Origin of the sequence: Arthrobacter sp. K5, assembly GCF_040448525.1 — a bacterium.
Classification (GTDB): Bacteria; Actinomycetota; Actinomycetes; order Actinomycetales; family Micrococcaceae; genus Arthrobacter; species Arthrobacter globiformis.
In genome coordinates this window covers 3,476,173-3,492,736 of sequence record NZ_CP159279.1, presented here as the reverse complement: position 1 = coordinate 3,492,736, position 16,564 = coordinate 3,476,173, and the positions used below count along the sequence as shown (strand labels likewise).

The following is a 16,564-nucleotide window of genomic DNA, read 5'->3' as shown; positions in this document are numbered from 1 at the left end:
GCGGTGTTTGAAGTCTCCCGCCTGCAATGTAACTACGCTTCCGGGAGGATGTTGTGTTTAAGAAATCCCTGCTTGCGGTGGCCGCCGCATCAATGCTTACCCTCACTGCGTGCGGCGGGACCGCTGGTGCCGGCAGTGCTGCCGGCACCTCCGGCGGTGACAAGATCACCATGGGCTTCGCCCAAGTTGGCGCCGAGAGCGGCTGGCGGACGGCCAACACCAAGTCAGTCCAGGATTCGGCGAAGAAGGCCGGAGTCGACCTGAAGTTCTCCGACGCCCAGCAGAAGCAGGAGAACCAGATCAAGGCCATCCGCTCCTACATCCAGCAGAAGGTCGATGTCATCGCGTTCTCTCCCGTGGTGGAGTCCGGCTGGGACACGGTGCTGAAGGAAGCCAAGAACGCCAAGATTCCGGTGATCCTGACGGACCGCGCGGTGGACTCCTCGGACAAGACGCTCTACAAGACCTTCCTCGGCTCCGACTTTGTGGAGGAAGGCAAGAAGGCCGGGGACTGGCTCGTCAAGGAGTCCAAGTCATCAACCGACACCGTCAACATCGTCGAAATCCAGGGCACCACCGGATCCGCACCTGCGAACGACCGGAAGGAAGGCTTCGCGGAAGCCATCAAGGCTGACCCGAAGCTGAAGATCGTCGCCTCGCAGAGCGGCGACTTCACCCGCAGCGGCGGCAAGCAGGTCATGGAGGCCTTCCTCAAGAACAACGCTGACATCGACGTCGTGTTCGCCCACAACGACGACGAGGGCCTCGGCGCCATCGAAGCAATCGAAGCCGCCGGCAAGGTTCCCGGCAAGGACATCAAGATCATCACCATCGACGCCGTGAAGGACGGCATGACGGCGCTGAGCAACGGCAAGATCAACTACATCGTCGAGTGCAGCCCCATGCTCGGCGACCAGCTCATGGATCTCGCGAAGAAGGTCATTGCCGGTGAGACCGTGCCCGAGCGCGTCGTCACCGAGGAGACGACCTTCACGCAGGAGCAGGCCAAGCAGGTTCTTGCCAGCCGCCCGTACTGAGCCGCGGCGCCCCTGAACGTCCGTGCGGCGGCGGATCACCGCCGCCGCACGGCACACCAAACACAGGAAAGACACGAGGATGAACGAAATCGTTCCGGTCGTCGAGATGACCGACATAGCTATTGGATTCCCAGGGGTTAAGGCGCTCGACGGCGTCGATTTCCGCCTCTTCCAGGGTGAGGTCCACGCCCTGATGGGCGAGAACGGAGCCGGGAAGTCCACGCTGATCAAGGCCCTGACCGGCGTGTACACCATTGATTCCGGTGCCATCACGGTCCTCGGCGAACCGCAGCGGTTTTCGACACCGGGCGAATCCCAGGCCGCGGGCATCAGCACCGTCTACCAGGAAGTCAACCTCTGCCCCAACCTCACCGTTGAGGAAAACGTCCTGCTGGGCCGCGAGCCCCGCCGTCGGGGTTCCATCGACTGGAAGGGCGTGCGGTCCCGGACCCGGGAGGTCCTGGCCGAACTGCAGCTGGACCACATCGATCCCGGATCCCTGCTATCCACCCATTCCATCGCCGTCCAGCAGCTGATCGCCATCGCCCGTTCGGTGGAGATCAACGCCAAGGTCCTGATCCTGGACGAGCCGACGTCGAGCCTGGACGCCGACGAGGTCAACCAGTTGTTCCGCGTCATCAGGGACCTCCGCGACCGCGGCGTCGCCATCCTCTTCGTTTCTCATTTCCTGGAGCAGGTCTACGAGATCTCCGACCGCATGACCGTCCTGCGCAACGGAAAACTCGTGGGTGAGTACCTGACCCGTGACCTCTCCCGCATGAGCCTCATCTCCAAGATGATCGGCAAGGACATGGAGGCCCTCGCCGAACTGGACCAGGCCCCTGCCCGGACCCGCGCCGGCAGCGGCGCCGGCGCCACGCCCTTCATCGAAGCCCAGGGCCTCGGCCGGAAGGGGTCCGTATCCAACGTGGACCTGGCCATTTATCCGGGTGAAGTGGTGGGCCTGGCCGGCCTGCTCGGTGCCGGCCGGACCGAGATCGCCCGGCTCTTTTTCGGAGCGGACAAGGCCGACGAAGGCTCCATCAAGGTCAAGGGCGCGAGCCAGAAGATCCGTTCGCCGCGGGCGGCCATCGACAAGCGCATCGGATTCTGCTCCGAGGACCGTAAGGAGGAAGGCCTCATCGGGGACCTCACCGTGCGCGACAACCTGGTGCTGGCCATGCAGGCCAGCAAGGGCTGGGCGCGCCGCATCCCCCGCCGCGTCCAGGACGAGCTGGTGGCCGAGTACATCGAAGCCCTCGACATCCGGCCGGCCAACCCCGACGCGCTTATCCGCAACCTCAGCGGCGGAAACCAGCAGAAGGTGCTCCTGGCCCGCTGGCTGGTGACCCACCCCGAACTCCTGATCCTCGACGAGCCCACCCGCGGCATCGACATCGGAGCCAAGACCCAGATCCAGAAACTCGTCAACAAACTCGCCGCCGACGGGATGTCCATCCTCTTCATCTCCTCCGAACTTGAGGAGGTGCTGCGCGTGAGCGACCGCGTCGCGGTCATCAAGGACAGGGCAATGGTCGCCGAAATCAACAACGACGGCGTCTCCGTGGAAGACGTCATGACGGTCATCGCCGGAGGTGCCCAGTGAAATCACTCCTCAAACACCGCCTTGCCTGGCCGGTGATAGCCCTGGCAGCGCTGCTGCTGCTGAACCAGATCTTCCGCCCCGACTTCCTGGGCCTTCGGATGCAGGACGGGCACCTCTACGGCAGCCTGATCGACATCATGCGCAACGGCGCACCCACTATCCTCATCGCCCTCGGCATGACCCTGGTCATCGCCACCCGCGGCATCGACCTCTCAGTCGGCGCAGTGGTGGCGATCGCCGGCGCCGCCTCGTGCGCCTACATCGCCGCCTCCCCCGACCCCGGGTCCCCGGTGACGGCCGCCACGGCGGTCCTCATCGCCGTCGTCGCCGGCCTCGCCCTCGGCGTCTGGAACGGCTTCCTGGTCTCCACCATCGGCGTGCAGCCGATCATCGCCACCCTGGTCCTCATGACAGCCGGCCGCGGAGTCGCCCAGCTCATCACCGGCGGCCAGATCATCTCCGTGTCCAACGACCACTACAAATCGATCGGTGCCGGGTACCTGTTCACCCTGCCGATCTCCATCCTCATTACCGCGGCCGTCTTCGCCCTGGCTGCCGTCCTCACCCGGCGCACCGCACTGGGAACCCTGATCGAGGCCGTCGGCATCAACCCCGTCGCCAGCCGCCTGGCCGGACTCCGGGCACGGAACATCATCTGGATCGTCTACATCTTCAGCGCAGTCTGCGCCGCGATTGCCGGCCTGATGATTAGCTCCAACGTCACGGCGGCCGACGCCAACAATGCCGGGCTCTACATCGAAATGGACGCTATCCTGGCCGTCGTCATCGGCGGCACCTCACTGGCAGGCGGGCGCTACACCCTGGTGGGAACCGTCGTCGGGGCCTTCATCATCCAGACACTGACCACCACCGTCTACACGCTCGGGATCCCGCCGGAGGTGACCCTGGTGTTCAAGGCGCTCGTGGTCATCACCGTTTGCCTCCTGCAGGCGCCCAAGGCGCGGAACCTGCTCAACAGGCTCAAGGCAGCACCGAAGCCCGCCGCCAAGGAAGCCGCAAAGGAAAAGGTCGCCATCTAATGTCCCCGCTGTCCACGCTCACGCCCCTGACCCTCAAGAAGCCGTCGCCGGCGCGCAGCCGCCTGCGCGGTGGTGCCCGCTACGCGCCGGCCCTGGCCACGGTGGGCCTGTTCCTCGCCATGTTCGCCGTGGGGGCGGGGATGTACCCCAGCTTCCTCTCCGGCCAGGTCTTCCTGAACCTCTTCATCGACAACACCTTCCTCATCGTGCTGGCCGTCGGCATGACCTTCGTGATCCTGACCGGCGGCATCGACCTTTCCGTCGGGGCCGTCGTCGCGCTGTCCATGATGGTGAGCGCCACGCTCCTGCAGCAGGGCTGGAACGCAGGGGCCGTCATCGTCCTTGTGCTCCTCATCGGCGGCGGGCTCGGGCTCCTGATGGGGCTGATCATCCAGTACTTCGACATCCAGCCGTTCATCGTGACCCTGGCCGGCATGTTCCTCGCCCGCGGCCTCTGCTACGTCATCAGCCTGGACTCCATTCCGGTCACCGAAGGATTCTTCACCGGCATGGCGCAGGCACAGATCCCGCTGTCCGGGGACCTCTTCGTCTCACCCGGCGTCCTCCTGGCCCTCGGAATCGTGGCCATCGCCTTCTTCGTCCTGCACCACACCCGCTTCGGCCGAACCGTCTACGCCATCGGCGGCAACGAACACTCGGCCATGCTGATGGGCCTGCCCGTGAAGAGCACCAAGATCCTGGTCTACGCCCTCAGCGGCCTCTGCTCAGCCGTTGCCGGCATCCTGTTCTCGTTCTACAGCCTCTCCGGCTACAGCCTGGCGGCCCAGGGCATGGAGCTCGACGCCATCGCGGCGGTGGTCATCGGAGGCACCCTGCTGACCGGCGGCACCGGCTACGTGCTCGGATCCGTCGTCGGGGTTCTGGTGCTGGGGATCGTCCAGACCTTCATCGCGTACGACGGCACCCTCAGCTCCTGGTGGACCAAGATCGTCATCGGCGGCCTGCTCCTCGTCTTCATCCTGCTGCAGCGGCTCTTCGCCCGGAAGGCCGGCTGACTTTTTACCTGTCCCGCTTTGCCCGTTCCTCCCTCCTTCCCGCACGTCGAAAGGACTTTTCAGCATGAATGATTCCGTCAACCGCCAGTTCTCCCGCCGGTCCTTCCTGGGCACCGGATCCGCGGCCGCAGCAGCCTTCGCCGTCGCGGGCGCCGGCGGCGGGGCCCTGGTGGCGGCGCCCGCCGCTGCCGCCGCCGTTGATCCGACTCAGGTGATCAACCCGGTGGTGCCGCAGCGGGCGGACCCGTGGCTCATGAAGCACACGGACGGCAAGTACTACTTCACCGGTTCCGTGCCCGAGTACAACCGCATCATCGTCCGCTCCTCCCACACCATCGCGGGGCTTGGCACCGCTGCGGAAGCGGTGGTGTGGACACGGCCCGCCTCCGGAACCATGGGCGGCCACATCTGGGCTCCGGAGCTGCACCACTTCGACGGCCAGTGGCACATCTACTTCGCCGCCGGGGACAGCAGCGATGTCTTCCGGGTGCGAATCTACGTGATTTCCACAAGCGACGCCGATCCGACCACTGCCGTATGGGGACCGCCGGTTCGCGTGTACACGCATGCCGACACCTTCTCCCTGGATGCCACCACGTTCGAGCACGAGGGCACGCGCTACCTGCTGTGGGCACAAAGCGACACCGGCGTGAACTCCAGCCTGTACATCGCGTCCATGTCGTCGCCGTCAACGCTCTCCAGCACCCCCGTGCGCATCGCTGTTCCGACGCTGGACTGGGAGACCCGGGGCTACAAGGTCAATGAAGGCGCCGCGGTCATCAAGAGGAACGGCCGCATCTTTGTCACCTTCTCCGCCAGCGCCACGGACGCCAACTACTGCATGGGCCTGCTGACGGCGGATGCCGGCGCCGACCTGCTCAACGCATCCTCATGGACGAAGACCCCCGTCCCCGTCTTCGTCACCACCGAGGGCGCCAAACAGTACGGTCCCGGGCACAACTCGTTCACTGTGGACGAGGCCGGAAACGACGTGCTGGTGTACCACGCCCGGTCCTACCGCGCTATCGTCGGCGACCCGCTGTACGACCCCAACCGGCACGCCCGGGTGCAGCGGCTGTACTGGAACGCGGACGGCACGCCGAACTTCGGCGTACCGGTGGGTGACGGCGAACTGCCCGTCCGGCTCGAGCCCGCCTCGGGTCCGGGCACATTCCTGGCGCACGACGGCGCCACCGTCACGGCCGCTTCATCCCCTGCACTGGGGTCATCCCAGTTCCGCATCGCGCCCGGCTACGCCAAGAAGAACTCTGTGGTCATCGAGCCCGTGCTGACGAAGGGCCGCTATCTCCGGGTGCAGGGAACATCGGTGAGCATCGCGACCACGGAGGGATCGTCGTCGGCCTTCCTTCGGCGGGGCGGTCTGTCGGATGCCGCCGGCGCCTCCTTCGAGTCCGTCGACATCCCGGGCGCCTACCTTGTCCTCCGGCAGGGTGCCCTGGCGCTGGCGAAGGTGGGCAAAGACGAGCGGCCGGCGGCCACGTTCTACCTGCGCTCCTAGTCCTTTCCGAATCCTGAGACTCCCGCGCGCCGGGCGCGTGGGTGACTGCGAATCACTGGTGATGTGGTGGTTGTGCATATGGCAGGGCCAGCGGTCTCACCGCCGGCCCTGCTGTTTTTAACAGGCCCCACCCGAAAGGGTAGTCAGAACCGTCAGAAAACGGCGTTACCCCTGCCCGTTCGTTTCGGAATCATGGATTTCAGGCAGAAGCCATCAGCATCAGCTGGTGCAGCTACTAATCGAAAGGAAAGATCATGACGCGGGAAGAAGCTTACGCAAGGTGCCCCCCGGACTCCTATGTCGAGTTCTACGGCGGCCGGTGGCTCATCGTTCCGTTCGCGCCGGTAGAGCAGCCGCAGTTCTTCGTTTGCTCGCCGGAGAGTGTGGGCGTCTTTAGCGCCAGGCGCGGGTTCGAAATAGCCGGCTTCGATCGCCAAAGGGCAGCCTGAAATTCCCAAAGGGTAGCAGCACGCATCGAAAGGTATTCCTGCATTCACCGGAATGCCTTTTCATCCCTAAGTACAACCCTGTCGAATAACTTTCGTAGAACTCGACGTACGAGTCCGAGGTGCACTCGCAAACGTGTTCGTAGAATGCTACGCCTTCGGCGGCGTCCGGGCGGGCTGGCGTGGAGTCAGGACAAACAGGCTCGCCAGCACCATGACGACGCCGAGCCATCCCAGCGAAGGTAGCCGCTCCCCCACCACCACAACCGCCAGCACGGCGGCGACAACGGTCTCCATGAGGGAAAGGCCCGTTGCGGTGCTCGCGCGGACGCGCGCCAGTCCCCAGCCGAACAAGACGTAGCCGGCGAACATCGGCACAAGCGCCATGTAGGCGCCCACGGTGAAATTGCCCCAGGACTCAAGGAGCGGCCCGCCGGTCACGGCGAGCACTGGCATCAGGAGCACTCCGCCCAGCCCGAACACAGCACCCATGGCGGCGCGGGATGACACTCCCCCGCTGATCAGGCGGTGGGCAGCCCACGAGTACAAAGCGTAGGTGACGCCCGCTACGAGCCCCAGAACGATTCCTGCCGGCGCGGCCCAGGGTTCAGCAACGGCGCCCGGGCGTTCCGCACCGCCACCGGCAAAGCACAGCAGTCCGGCGCCCGCCACCCCGATCAGCGCGCCGAGCATCCAGCGGCGGGTCAGCACTTTCCGCTCCGCAAAACGCTCGATGATGGCCGATGCCAGAGGGGCTGAGCCGATCGAGACCACCGTTCCGAGCGCCACGCCGGCCAGGTGCATGGAGCTGTAGAAGGCAAGAGGGTACACGGCCACCGCCGCGGCACCCAGGGAAACCAACAGCCACCGGCCGCGGAGGCTGCCCCAGTGACTGGCAATCGGCTGCACCGCGTATAGCGCCTGCAGCAATCCGCCCACACCCATTGCCACGGCGCCGATAGCCAGCGGACTCACCGACGGTGCGAACGTGGCGACGGTACCGGTGGTGCCCCAAAGCACCGACGCGCCCACAACAAAAACCGCACCCAGGAGGGGCCCGCTGAATCGGCCACGCACCGCTTTCATAGCTCCGCCAGCATCCGGGCCGCGATTATCCGGGCCTCGTGCAGGCAGCGGTCTCCGCCTTCAAGGCCGGCCCTCGCCATTGAACCCTCGAGCAGGAACGCCAGGTGCCGGGCAACCCTGCCTGCCGCTTCATCCTGATGCGGCAGCAGCTCCGCCAGGTGCCTGAGCAGGAGGCCCTCGACCTCTTCCTTGTGCTGCCGTACGGCCTGCCGCCCCGGAGCCCCCGCAGGAAGTTCCGCGGCAGCGTTGAGCAGGCCGCACCCCCTGAAACCGTGTTCGTAGGCAAAGTTCGCGTGGTCGATGTAGGCGTCGAACACCGCCAGGACACGCTCCTGGGCGCCGGCCGCCGACGCTACCCGATCCCGGTACAGGGCGAGCCATTCCTCATGCCGGTCGGCGAGGTAGGCCGCCACCAGGTCCGCCTTGGACGCGAAGTTGTTGTAGAGGCTTTTCTTGGCCACCCCGGCCGCCGTCGTGATGGCGTCGATGCCCGTGGCCGCAACGCCGTCGGCATAGAAGAGCCGCGCCGCAGCCTCCAGGAGCGATGCGCGGGCAGGCCGCTTTACTCCTCGGCCTTCAGGTGCAGTCACTGTTAAAACCTCCTGCAGCAGATAGTGAGTAGGTAGGCCAGTCTACCTACTCTCTGCATGCGGGTAAAACCTCCGCAACCCCGGGAGACGCACGTCGAAACAGCGCCAGGCACTGCCGTCATTGTCATCAATCTGTGTCTTGCTTCACAGCCGCGGCGGGGATAATATAGTCCTTGATTGTTAGCGCTAACAGTAATGTTGGGGCAGCCGGAGTCTCCGCTCCGGTGATAACAGCCTCCGTTGCCGGTCCTGCGGAACGGCCTCGGTACGCCGGACACAAGTGGCCGGCTCTGGCGGAAAGTACATACGCTTTCCGCTCAAGCACCGATTCGTGGCCCGACCAGGCCACGGAAGGAGAATAACGTGAGAATCAAGAAACTCCTGGGCGCCGTCGCCGTCGTCCTGGCTGTTACGGTGGGGGCCACCGGCTGCGGCAGCCGTCCCGGCGCCGCCACCAACTCCAGCAGCGCCGACGCTGCCGGTGCCCTGGTGGGAATCTCCATGCCGACACAGACGTCGGAACGCTGGATCGCGGACGGCAAGAACGTCTCCGAATCCCTGACCAAGCTCGGCTACAAAACGGACCTGCAGTACGCCAACGACGACATTCCCACCCAGGTCTCGCAGATCGAGAACATGCTGACCAAGGGCGCCAAGTCCCTGATCATCGCCGCCATCGACGGCACTACGCTGACAGATGTCCTGGCCAAGGCCAAGGAACAGAACGTCAAGGTCATCGCCTACGACCGGCTGATCAACGGCACCCCGAACGTGGACTACTACACCACCTTCGACAACTATGAGGTGGGCGTCCAGCAGGCCACCTCGCTGCTGACCGGGCTGGGCCTGGTGGACGCCTCCGGCAAGAAGGTCGAGGGCAAGGGCCCGTTCAACGTGGAACTCTTCGCGGGCAGCCCCGACGACAACAACGCCAACTTCTTCTGGACCGGTGCCATGGACACCCTGAAGCCGTACCTGGACGCCGGCACCCTCAAGGTGCCCAGCGGCCAGACCAAGTTCGAGCAGGCCGCCATCCTGCGCTGGCAGGCGGCCACCGCCCAGAAGCGGATGGAAGACATCCTCACCGCCGCTTACGGTTCAGGCAAGAAGCTCGACGGCGTGCTGTCGCCCTATGACGGCCTCTCCATCGGCATCATCTCGGCCCTGACCAGCACCGGCGGCTACTCCAAGGGCGCCCTGCCGGTCGTGACCGGCCAGGACGCAGAAAAGGGCTCGGTGAAGTCCATCGTTGCCGGCGAGCAGTACTCCACGATCTTCAAGGACACCCGCAAGCTCGGCGAGCAGGCCGTGAAGATGGTGGACGCCGTCCTGAAGGGCCAGCAGCCCGAGACCAATGACACCGAGACCTACAACAACAAGGTCAAGGTGGTCCCGGCCTTCCTGCTGAAGTCCGTGATCGTCACCAAGGACAATTACAAGCAGGAACTCATCGACTCCGGTTACTACACCGACGCCGACATCAAGTAGCAGCATTGCGGGGGTGCCTGCAGGCGCGGGCACCCCCTCCCCCTCAACAGATCAGCTCATCGAACAGATCAGCGGGAAATAACCAATGAACGTACCCATTCTTCAGATGCGCGGGATCACCAAGACCTTCCCCGGCGTCAAGGCACTCCAGGATGTCACGCTGGATGTGAACCGCGGCGAGGTCCACGCGATCTGCGGCGAAAACGGGGCAGGCAAGTCCACCCTGATGAAGGTGCTCTCCGGCGTCTACGCCCACAACACCTTCGAGGGGGACATCCTCTTCGAGAACGAACGCTGCGACTTCGCGTCCATCGGCGACAGCGAGAAGCGCGGCATCGTGATCATCCACCAGGAGCTGGCCCTGAGCCCGTACCTGTCCATCGCGGAAAACATCTTCCTGGGCAACGAAATGGCTTCCCGCGGCTGGGTCGACTGGCGCAAGACGAACCTGGAAGCGGCCAAGCTGCTGGCCCGGGTTGGCCTGGACGAAAACCCGGTCACTCCCATCCAGCACATCAGCGTGGGCAAGCAGCAGCTCGTCGAAATCGCCAAGGCGCTGTCCAAGGAGGTGAAGCTGCTGATCCTGGACGAGCCCACCGCGGCCCTGAACGACGAGGACTCGGACCACCTGCTGGACCTGATCCTGCACCTGAAAGGCCAAGGCGTCACCAGCATCATCATCAGCCACAAACTCAACGAAATCCGCAAGGTCGCGGACGCCGTCACCATCATCCGCGACGGCAAGTCCATCGAAACCCTGCGCGTGGACCAGGGCCAGATCACCCAGGAACGCATCATCCGCGGCATGGTGGGCCGTGACCTGGACAGCCTCTACCCCGAGCGGGAACCGCAGATCGGCGAAGAAGTCCTGCGCATCGAGGACTGGACGGTACAGCACCCGCAGGACCACAGCCGCACCGTGGTGCACAACGCCAGCCTGAACGTCCGCAAGGGCGAAGTAGTGGGGCTCGCGGGCCTCATGGGAGCCGGCCGCACGGAACTGGCCATGAGTGTCTTCGGCCGCACCTACGGCCGCACCATCTCCGGAAAGGTGTTCAAGTACGGCAAGGAAATCAACACTTCCACCGTCCCTGAGGCCATCCGCCACGGCATCGCCTACGCCACCGAGGACCGCAAGCACTACGGTCTGAACCTCATCGAGGACATCAAGCGGAACATCTCCATGGCCGCCCTGCCCAAGATCGCCAAGCGCGGCTGGGTGGACAAGAACAAGGAAACCACGGTGGCCAACAGCTACCGGAAGAGCATGAACATCAAGGCCCCGTCCGTCGCCGCCATCACCGGGAAGCTCTCCGGCGGCAACCAGCAAAAGGTGGTCCTCAGCAAATGGATGTTCTCCGACCCCGACGTGCTGATCCTGGACGAGCCCACCCGGGGCATCGACGTCGGCGCCAAGTTCGAGATCTACACGATCATCGCCGAGCTTGCCGCCCAGGGTAAGGCCGTCATCGTGATCTCCTCCGAGCTCCCCGAGCTCCTGGGCATCTGCGACCGAATCTACACCCTTTCCGCCGGCCACGTCACGGGTGAAGTCCCGATCGCCGAGGCCTCCCAGGAAACCCTTATGCACTACATGACCCAAGAGAAGGAATAACGAGCCATGTCCGCCCTACGAGAATCCCTCGGCTTCCTGGCAAGCCGCCTCCGCCAGGTAGGCATCTTCGTCGCCCTGATCCTGATCGTCCTGCTGTTCCAGGTCCTCACCGACGGGATCCTGCTCGAGCCGCAGAACGTCACCAACCTCGTCGTCCAGAACAGCTACATCCTCATTCTGGCCATCGGCATGGTCATGGTCATCATCGCCGGCCACATCGACCTCTCCGTCGGTTCCATCGCCGGCTTCATCGGAGCCGTCGCCGGCGTCATGATCGTGCACTGGGGCTGGGCCTGGTGGGCAGCGATCCCGGCCTGCCTCCTCGTCGGTGCTCTGGTCGGCGCGTGGCAAGGGTACTGGATCGCCTACGTCGGCATCCCGGCCTTCATCGTCACCCTGGCCGGCATGCTCATCTTCCGCGGCCTGACCCTGATCACCCTCAAGAACCAGCAGATCACCCCGTTCCCGGACGAGCTCCGTGCCCTCGGCGGCGGCTTCCTGCCGGACATCTCGGGCGGCACCTCCGTGCTCGAATGGCTCACCGTAATCCTCGGCGTCGGCGGCACTGCGGCCCTGCTGTTCCAGTCCATCAAGGAACGCCGTGTCCGCCGCAGGTTCAACCTGGAAAACGAGCCCATGGCCTGGTTCGCCGTGAAGACCGCGTTCATCGCCCTGCTGATGCTCATCATCACGTTCCTGCTCGCCAGCTACCGCGGCACCCCGATCGTGCTGCTCGTCCTCGCGGCCCTGGTTATCGCCTACTCCGCGCTGATGAACAACAGCATCTTCGGCCGGCACACCTACGCCATCGGCGGGAACCTGCACGCCGCCGAACTCTCCGGCATCAAGACCAAGGCCGTAACCTTCCGGCTCTTCGTGAACATGGGCGTCCTCGCGGCACTGGCCGGCCTCATCTTCACGGCCCGGCTGAACTCCGCCCAGCCCGCAGGCGGCACCGGCTTCGAACTGGATTCCATCGCCGCCGCCTTCATTGGCGGAGCAGCGGTCCAGGGCGGCATCGGAACCGTGGCCGGAGCCATGATCGGCGGCCTGATCATGGGCGTGCTCAACAACGGAATGTCGATCCTCGGCCTCGGCACCGACTACCAGCAGCTGATCAAGGGCCTGGTGCTCCTGCTCGCCGTCGGCTTCGACATCTTCAACAAGAACCGTGCCGGCGGCGGATCCTCCATCGCCAAGCGCTTCAAGCTCAGGACCACCCCACCCGCCACCGAAAGCAAGGCACCGGCCGTGGCACCCAAGTCAGCCAAGGCCCCGGCCGAGCCGGTGGCAGCCGGCAGCCGCGACTCCGGCGACGCATAAGCACCGGGCCCGCAGCCAGCAGAAAGGACACGCCATGACAGCCCTCCTCGATTCCATCGACATCCACGTCACGAGCCGGCACGCCCTGGACGAGCACCTCGAAGCAGCAGTCAGAGACCTGCAGGAACTGGCGATGCTCACGGGCACTCACGGCATCCTGGTCACGCGCCACAGGCCGGGAAACTACACGGCCGCGCTTTCCGATCAGGTCCCGTTCGGCATGACGCGCGAAGTGATTCACTGACGCGCTTCGCGCCGACCAAGCAACACAGCAAAGCCCCCCGCGGTTTATAACCGCGGGGGGCTTTGCTGGTTAAGAGAGCGAGTGGTGCTCTATTGGGCCGGCGGTGCCGTGGAGCCCCGCACCACGAGCTTGGGGTTGAGGACCGAGGCCGCCGCCGAAGGGCCGTTGGCCATGTCGGACAGGAGCATCCGGATGCACCGCGCACCGAGCTCCTTGAAACCCTGGTTCACCGTGGTCAGCGGCGGGACGAAATAGCCGGCCTCCGGCTGGTCGTCGAAGCCCACCACGCTGATGTCCTCCGGCACGCGCAGGCCGGCCTCGCTGAACGCCCGCAGTGCCCCCAGGGCCATCTGGTCGTTCGCCGCGAACAGGGCGGTGACGTTGCCGGCAGCCGCCAGTTCGAGTCCCGCGCGGTAGCCGCTTTCGGCGCTCCAGTCGCCCTGGACCAGCACGCCTTCCGGCAGCCCGGCCTGTTCAAGGGAGCGCCGCCAGCCCTCGGTCCGGGCCGCGGCGTCAATCCAGTCCTGCGGGCCCGAAACGTGGGCAATTGACGTGTGGCCGAGGTTCACCAGGTGCTGCACGGCGAGGGCCGCGCCAACGCGCTGGTTCACGGCAGCGACCGTCAGGTGTTCATCCGCGCCGAAGCCCACGGCAACCAGCGGGACGGACAGTGCGATGGCGTGCAGCGATGTCAGCATCGTCTCGTGCGGGACGATCACCACGATCCCGTCGACGGACTGCAGCAGGAAGTGTTCGAGGGCATCGTGGATTCCGGAGGGCGTCACCTCGCTGAGGCTGGCCATGCTCACGGCATAGCCCTCGTTCCGGGCCGCCTGCTGGACGCCCAGCAGCGTGTTGGCAGGGCCGTAGTGTGCCGTGCCGGCGCCCAGGACCCCGATGGCCTGCGAACGCCGGGTGACCAGGCTGCGGGCTGCGGTGTTGCGGCGGTATCCCAGCTCGGCGATCGCGCGTTCCACGCGCTTGCGGGTCCGGGCGCTGACGTTCGGGTGCGTGTTCAGCACGCGCGAGACGGTCTGGTGGGACACGCCCGCGAGGCGCGCCACGTCCTCCATGACGGGAGGACGTGGCGTGGTGTTTGCGCTCACTGCGTCGAATTGGTCATCTGGCGAAGATGCTCCAGGAGGCCTCGTGGGTGGCGCCCGGCTCGAGCCGGATCAGGTCCACGCCGCTGTTGAAGGCATCGGGCGGGCAGGTCATGGGTTCCACGGCGAGGCCCAGCCGGTTTGGGGCCGGGGGCTGCTTGTCGGCGGTGTGGATCTGGAGCCACTGGCAGGTGCGGTCCCAGGCCATTCCGACGCCGGTTCCGCCCGGATCCCGGACCAGCACGCGGGCCTGCCCGCCGCCGTCGAACGCTATGTCCGTGAAGGCGTGGTCGATCTCCGTGGCGCCGATGACGCGCGGCGCGCGGAAGTCGAACTCATGGCCTTCCACGCTGCGCGTTTCCTTCGGCAGCAGCCTGTCCGGGGTGACCTCGAGGAATTCCCCGGCGGGGATTTCGAGGGTCCATTCATCGAGGGGCGACGGACCGGCGACCAGGTAGGGGTGGGGGCAGACCCCGTAGGGCGCGGCGGTACCGCCGACGTTCACCGCCGTGACCTGGCTGGACAGGCCCTCCCCGGACAGCCGGTATTCGACGACGATCCGCACAGTGTGCGGGTAGCCCGGCGTCGGGCCGGCGGTGCAGGAAAGCGTCACTGAGGACCCGTTCTGCGATTCAAGGTCCCAGTCCAGGGGGAACACCAGTCCATGCAGGGCGCAGCCGCGGTCGGGTTCGTTGACCGGCACCTCGAACTCGGCGCCGTCAAACGTGTACCTGCCGTCGGCGATCCGGTTGGGCCAGGGCGCCGCGACGATGCCGCGGTAGTCGGGGATGGGCCCGCCCGCCGGGAACGGAACGATGAGGTCCCGTCCCCGGTGGCGCAGCTCGCGCAGGGCACCCGCCCGTGCCGTGATGACGGCGGTGTACTCCCCCGCCCGGATGTTGAATTCGGCCCCAGCCCCGTATTCGGTCACAGCCTGCCGGCCAGCCTGTAGTAGGCGGCGTTCCACGCCAGTTCCTTCTTGAACTGCTTGAGGGTGGTGCCTTCGTCGATGGTGAGCAGCTCGGTCTGGGCGATTTCGGCGAAGTCCTCGAACACGTCCACGCCCACCTGGGTGGAAAGAACCGTGTGGTGCGCGGCCCCGGCGGTGAGCCAGGCGGCCGCGGACGTGGCGAAGTCGGGCTTCGGTTCCCACAGGGCGCGTGCGACCGGCAGGTTGGGCAGCGGCTCGTCGAGGTCGACGACGTCGACGGCGTTCGCCACGAGGCGGAAGCGGTCGCGCATGTCGGACAGGGCGACCACGACGCCGGGGCCGGCGTCGGTGTCGAAGACCATGCGGACCGGGTCCTCCTTGCCGCCGATGCCCAGCGGGTGGATTTCGACGCGCGGCTTGGTGGCAGTCAGGGAGGGGCAGACCTCCAGCATGTGGGCGCCGAGGATCCTCTCCTGGCCGGGCACCAGGTGGTAGGTGTAGTCCTCCATGAGGGAGGCGCCACCGGGCAGTCCGGCGCCCATCACTTTGGCCGCACGGATCAGGATGGCCGTCTTCCAGTCACCCTCGGCGCCGAAACCGTAACCGTCGGCCATGAGCCGCTGGACGGCCATGCCCGGCAGCTGCCGCAGCTCGCCGAGGTCCTCGAAGGAGGTGGTGAAGGCGGCGGAGCCGTTGGCTTCGAGGAAACTGCGCAGCCCGAGCTCGATGCGGGCGCTGTAGCGGAGGGACTCATGGCGGGCTCCGCCGGAGCGCAGCTCCGGCGCCACGTCGTAAAGCCGCTCGTACTCGGCCACCAGGGTGTCGACGTCGGACTCCGCGGCGCCGTGCACGGCGTCGGCGAGTTCGTTGACGGACCAGGTGTTGACCGAGACACCGAAGCGCAGCTCCGCCTCGGTCTTGTCGCCTTCGGTGACGGCGACGTTGCGCATGTTGTCCCCGAACCGGGTCAGCTTCAGGTTCCGGACGGCGGCCCAGCCGGCGGAGGCGCGCTGCCAGACACCCACCTGGCGGGCCACCTCCGGGTTGGACACGTGGCCCACGACGGTCTTGCGCGGAACGCCCAGACGGGACTGGATGTAGCCGAACTCGCGGTCGCCGTGCGCGGCCTGGTTCAGGTTCATGAAGTCAAAGTCGATGTCCGCCCAGGGCAGTTCCACGTTGGCCTGGGTGTGCAGGTGCAGCAGGGGCTTGCGGAGCAGGTCCAGGCCCTGGATCCACATTTTGGCCGGGGAGAACGTGTGCATCCACGCCGTCACGCCGATCACCGAATCGTCCGAGTTGGCTTCCAGCGCGGTGCGGCGGATCGCATCCGAGTCCGTCAGCACGGGCTTCCAGACGAGCTTGACCGGAACCTCCGAGGACTCATTCAGGGCGGCGGCGATCTCCTGCGACTGGGCCGCCACCTGCTTCAGCACGTCCTCGCCGTACAGGTGCTGGCTGCCGGTGAGGAACCAGACCTCGTAGTGCTCGAGCGAGGTGTTGTTGGCGCTGGACATTGG

The 16,564-nt window shown here is 65.8% G+C and carries 15 protein-coding genes; 10 read left to right on the top strand and 5 right to left on the bottom strand.

Features of this window, described 5'->3' with window-relative positions:
• Window positions 1–53: 53 nt before the first annotated feature.
• The 6 genes from ABRP34_RS15865 to ABRP34_RS15840 all read left to right on the top strand — a co-directional run bounded on the left by ABRP34_RS15865 (window position 54) and on the right by ABRP34_RS15840 (window position 6,667).
• A complete protein-coding gene (locus tag ABRP34_RS15865; protein ID WP_003801082.1) occupies window positions 54–1,037 on the top strand; it encodes an ABC transporter substrate-binding protein in 984 nt (327 codons plus the stop codon).
• A 79-nt stretch (window positions 1,038–1,116) separates the two neighbouring features.
• Window positions 1,117–2,643 carry a sugar ABC transporter ATP-binding protein gene (locus ABRP34_RS15860; protein ID WP_353710936.1) on the top strand — a complete coding sequence of 509 codons (1,527 nt, stop codon included), beginning with the start codon at window positions 1,117–1,119 and terminating at the stop codon, window positions 2,641–2,643.
• Window positions 2,640–3,683, top strand: coding sequence for an ABC transporter permease (locus ABRP34_RS15855; RefSeq protein ID WP_003801085.1), 1,044 nt, complete (start codon window positions 2,640–2,642; stop codon window positions 3,681–3,683). Before ABRP34_RS15860 ends, ABRP34_RS15855 begins: the two co-directional genes overlap by 4 nt.
• Window positions 3,683–4,699, top strand: a complete 1,017-nt coding sequence (yjfF, locus tag ABRP34_RS15850; RefSeq protein WP_353710935.1) for a galactofuranose ABC transporter, permease protein YjfF — start codon at window positions 3,683–3,685, stop codon at window positions 4,697–4,699. Before ABRP34_RS15855 ends, yjfF begins: the two co-directional genes overlap by 1 nt.
• Window positions 4,700–4,763: 64 nt before the next feature.
• Window positions 4,764–6,218 carry a family 43 glycosylhydrolase gene (locus ABRP34_RS15845; protein WP_353710934.1) on the top strand — a complete coding sequence of 485 codons (1,455 nt, stop codon included), beginning with the start codon at window positions 4,764–4,766 and terminating at the stop codon, window positions 6,216–6,218.
• A 254-nt stretch (window positions 6,219–6,472) separates the two neighbouring features.
• Window positions 6,473–6,667, top strand: coding sequence for a hypothetical protein (locus ABRP34_RS15840; RefSeq protein ID WP_003801091.1), 195 nt, complete (start codon window positions 6,473–6,475; stop codon window positions 6,665–6,667).
• A gap of 147 nt (window positions 6,668–6,814) precedes the next feature.
• On the opposite strand, the gene ABRP34_RS15835 is transcribed toward ABRP34_RS15840, so the two are convergent.
• Entirely contained in the window at window positions 6,815–7,750 is a 936-nt protein-coding gene (locus tag ABRP34_RS15835; protein ID WP_353710933.1) for a DMT family transporter, read from the bottom strand.
• Window positions 7,747–8,340, bottom strand: a complete 594-nt coding sequence (locus ABRP34_RS15830; protein WP_353710932.1) for a TetR/AcrR family transcriptional regulator — start codon at window positions 8,338–8,340, stop codon at window positions 7,747–7,749. Before ABRP34_RS15830 ends, ABRP34_RS15835 begins: the two co-directional genes overlap by 4 nt.
• A 363-nt stretch (window positions 8,341–8,703) precedes the next feature.
• On the opposite strand from ABRP34_RS15830, the gene chvE reads away from it, so the two are divergent.
• The 4 genes from chvE to ABRP34_RS15810 all read left to right on the top strand — a co-directional run bounded on the left by chvE (window position 8,704) and on the right by ABRP34_RS15810 (window position 13,010).
• Window positions 8,704–9,828: a multiple monosaccharide ABC transporter substrate-binding protein gene (gene chvE, locus ABRP34_RS15825; RefSeq protein WP_003801098.1), complete on the top strand. Its 1,125-nt coding sequence runs from the start codon at window positions 8,704–8,706 to the stop codon at window positions 9,826–9,828.
• 85 nt (window positions 9,829–9,913) lie between these two features.
• Window positions 9,914–11,443, top strand: coding sequence for a multiple monosaccharide ABC transporter ATP-binding protein (mmsA, locus tag ABRP34_RS15820; protein WP_353710931.1), 1,530 nt, complete (start codon window positions 9,914–9,916; stop codon window positions 11,441–11,443).
• Between the two features lie 6 nt (window positions 11,444–11,449).
• Complete coding sequence (gene mmsB / locus ABRP34_RS15815) at window positions 11,450–12,766, top strand: multiple monosaccharide ABC transporter permease (RefSeq protein ID WP_353710930.1); 1,317 nt, start codon at window positions 11,450–11,452, stop codon at window positions 12,764–12,766.
• A 34-nt stretch (window positions 12,767–12,800) separates the two neighbouring features.
• On the top strand, window positions 12,801–13,010 hold the full coding sequence (locus ABRP34_RS15810; RefSeq protein ID WP_003805753.1) for a hypothetical protein: 210 nt from the start codon (window positions 12,801–12,803) through the stop codon (window positions 13,008–13,010).
• Between the two features lie 89 nt (window positions 13,011–13,099).
• Here the strand turns inward: ABRP34_RS15810 and ABRP34_RS15805 are convergent, their stop codons facing one another.
• From ABRP34_RS15805 to araA, 3 genes are read right to left on the bottom strand one after another with little or no spacing between them, the layout of a single operon-like run.
• Complete coding sequence (locus ABRP34_RS15805) at window positions 13,100–14,116, bottom strand: LacI family DNA-binding transcriptional regulator (RefSeq protein ID WP_353710929.1); 1,017 nt, start codon at window positions 14,114–14,116, stop codon at window positions 13,100–13,102.
• 13 nt (window positions 14,117–14,129) lie between these two features.
• On the bottom strand, window positions 14,130–15,044 hold the full coding sequence (locus tag ABRP34_RS15800; protein ID WP_353710928.1) for an aldose 1-epimerase family protein: 915 nt from the start codon (window positions 15,042–15,044) through the stop codon (window positions 14,130–14,132).
• Window positions 15,041–16,561 carry an L-arabinose isomerase gene (gene araA, locus ABRP34_RS15795; RefSeq protein ID WP_353710927.1) on the bottom strand — a complete coding sequence of 507 codons (1,521 nt, stop codon included), beginning with the start codon at window positions 16,559–16,561 and terminating at the stop codon, window positions 15,041–15,043. The genes ABRP34_RS15800 and araA overlap by 4 nt, the downstream gene beginning before the upstream one ends.
• Between the last annotated feature and the right edge of the window lie 3 nt (window positions 16,562–16,564).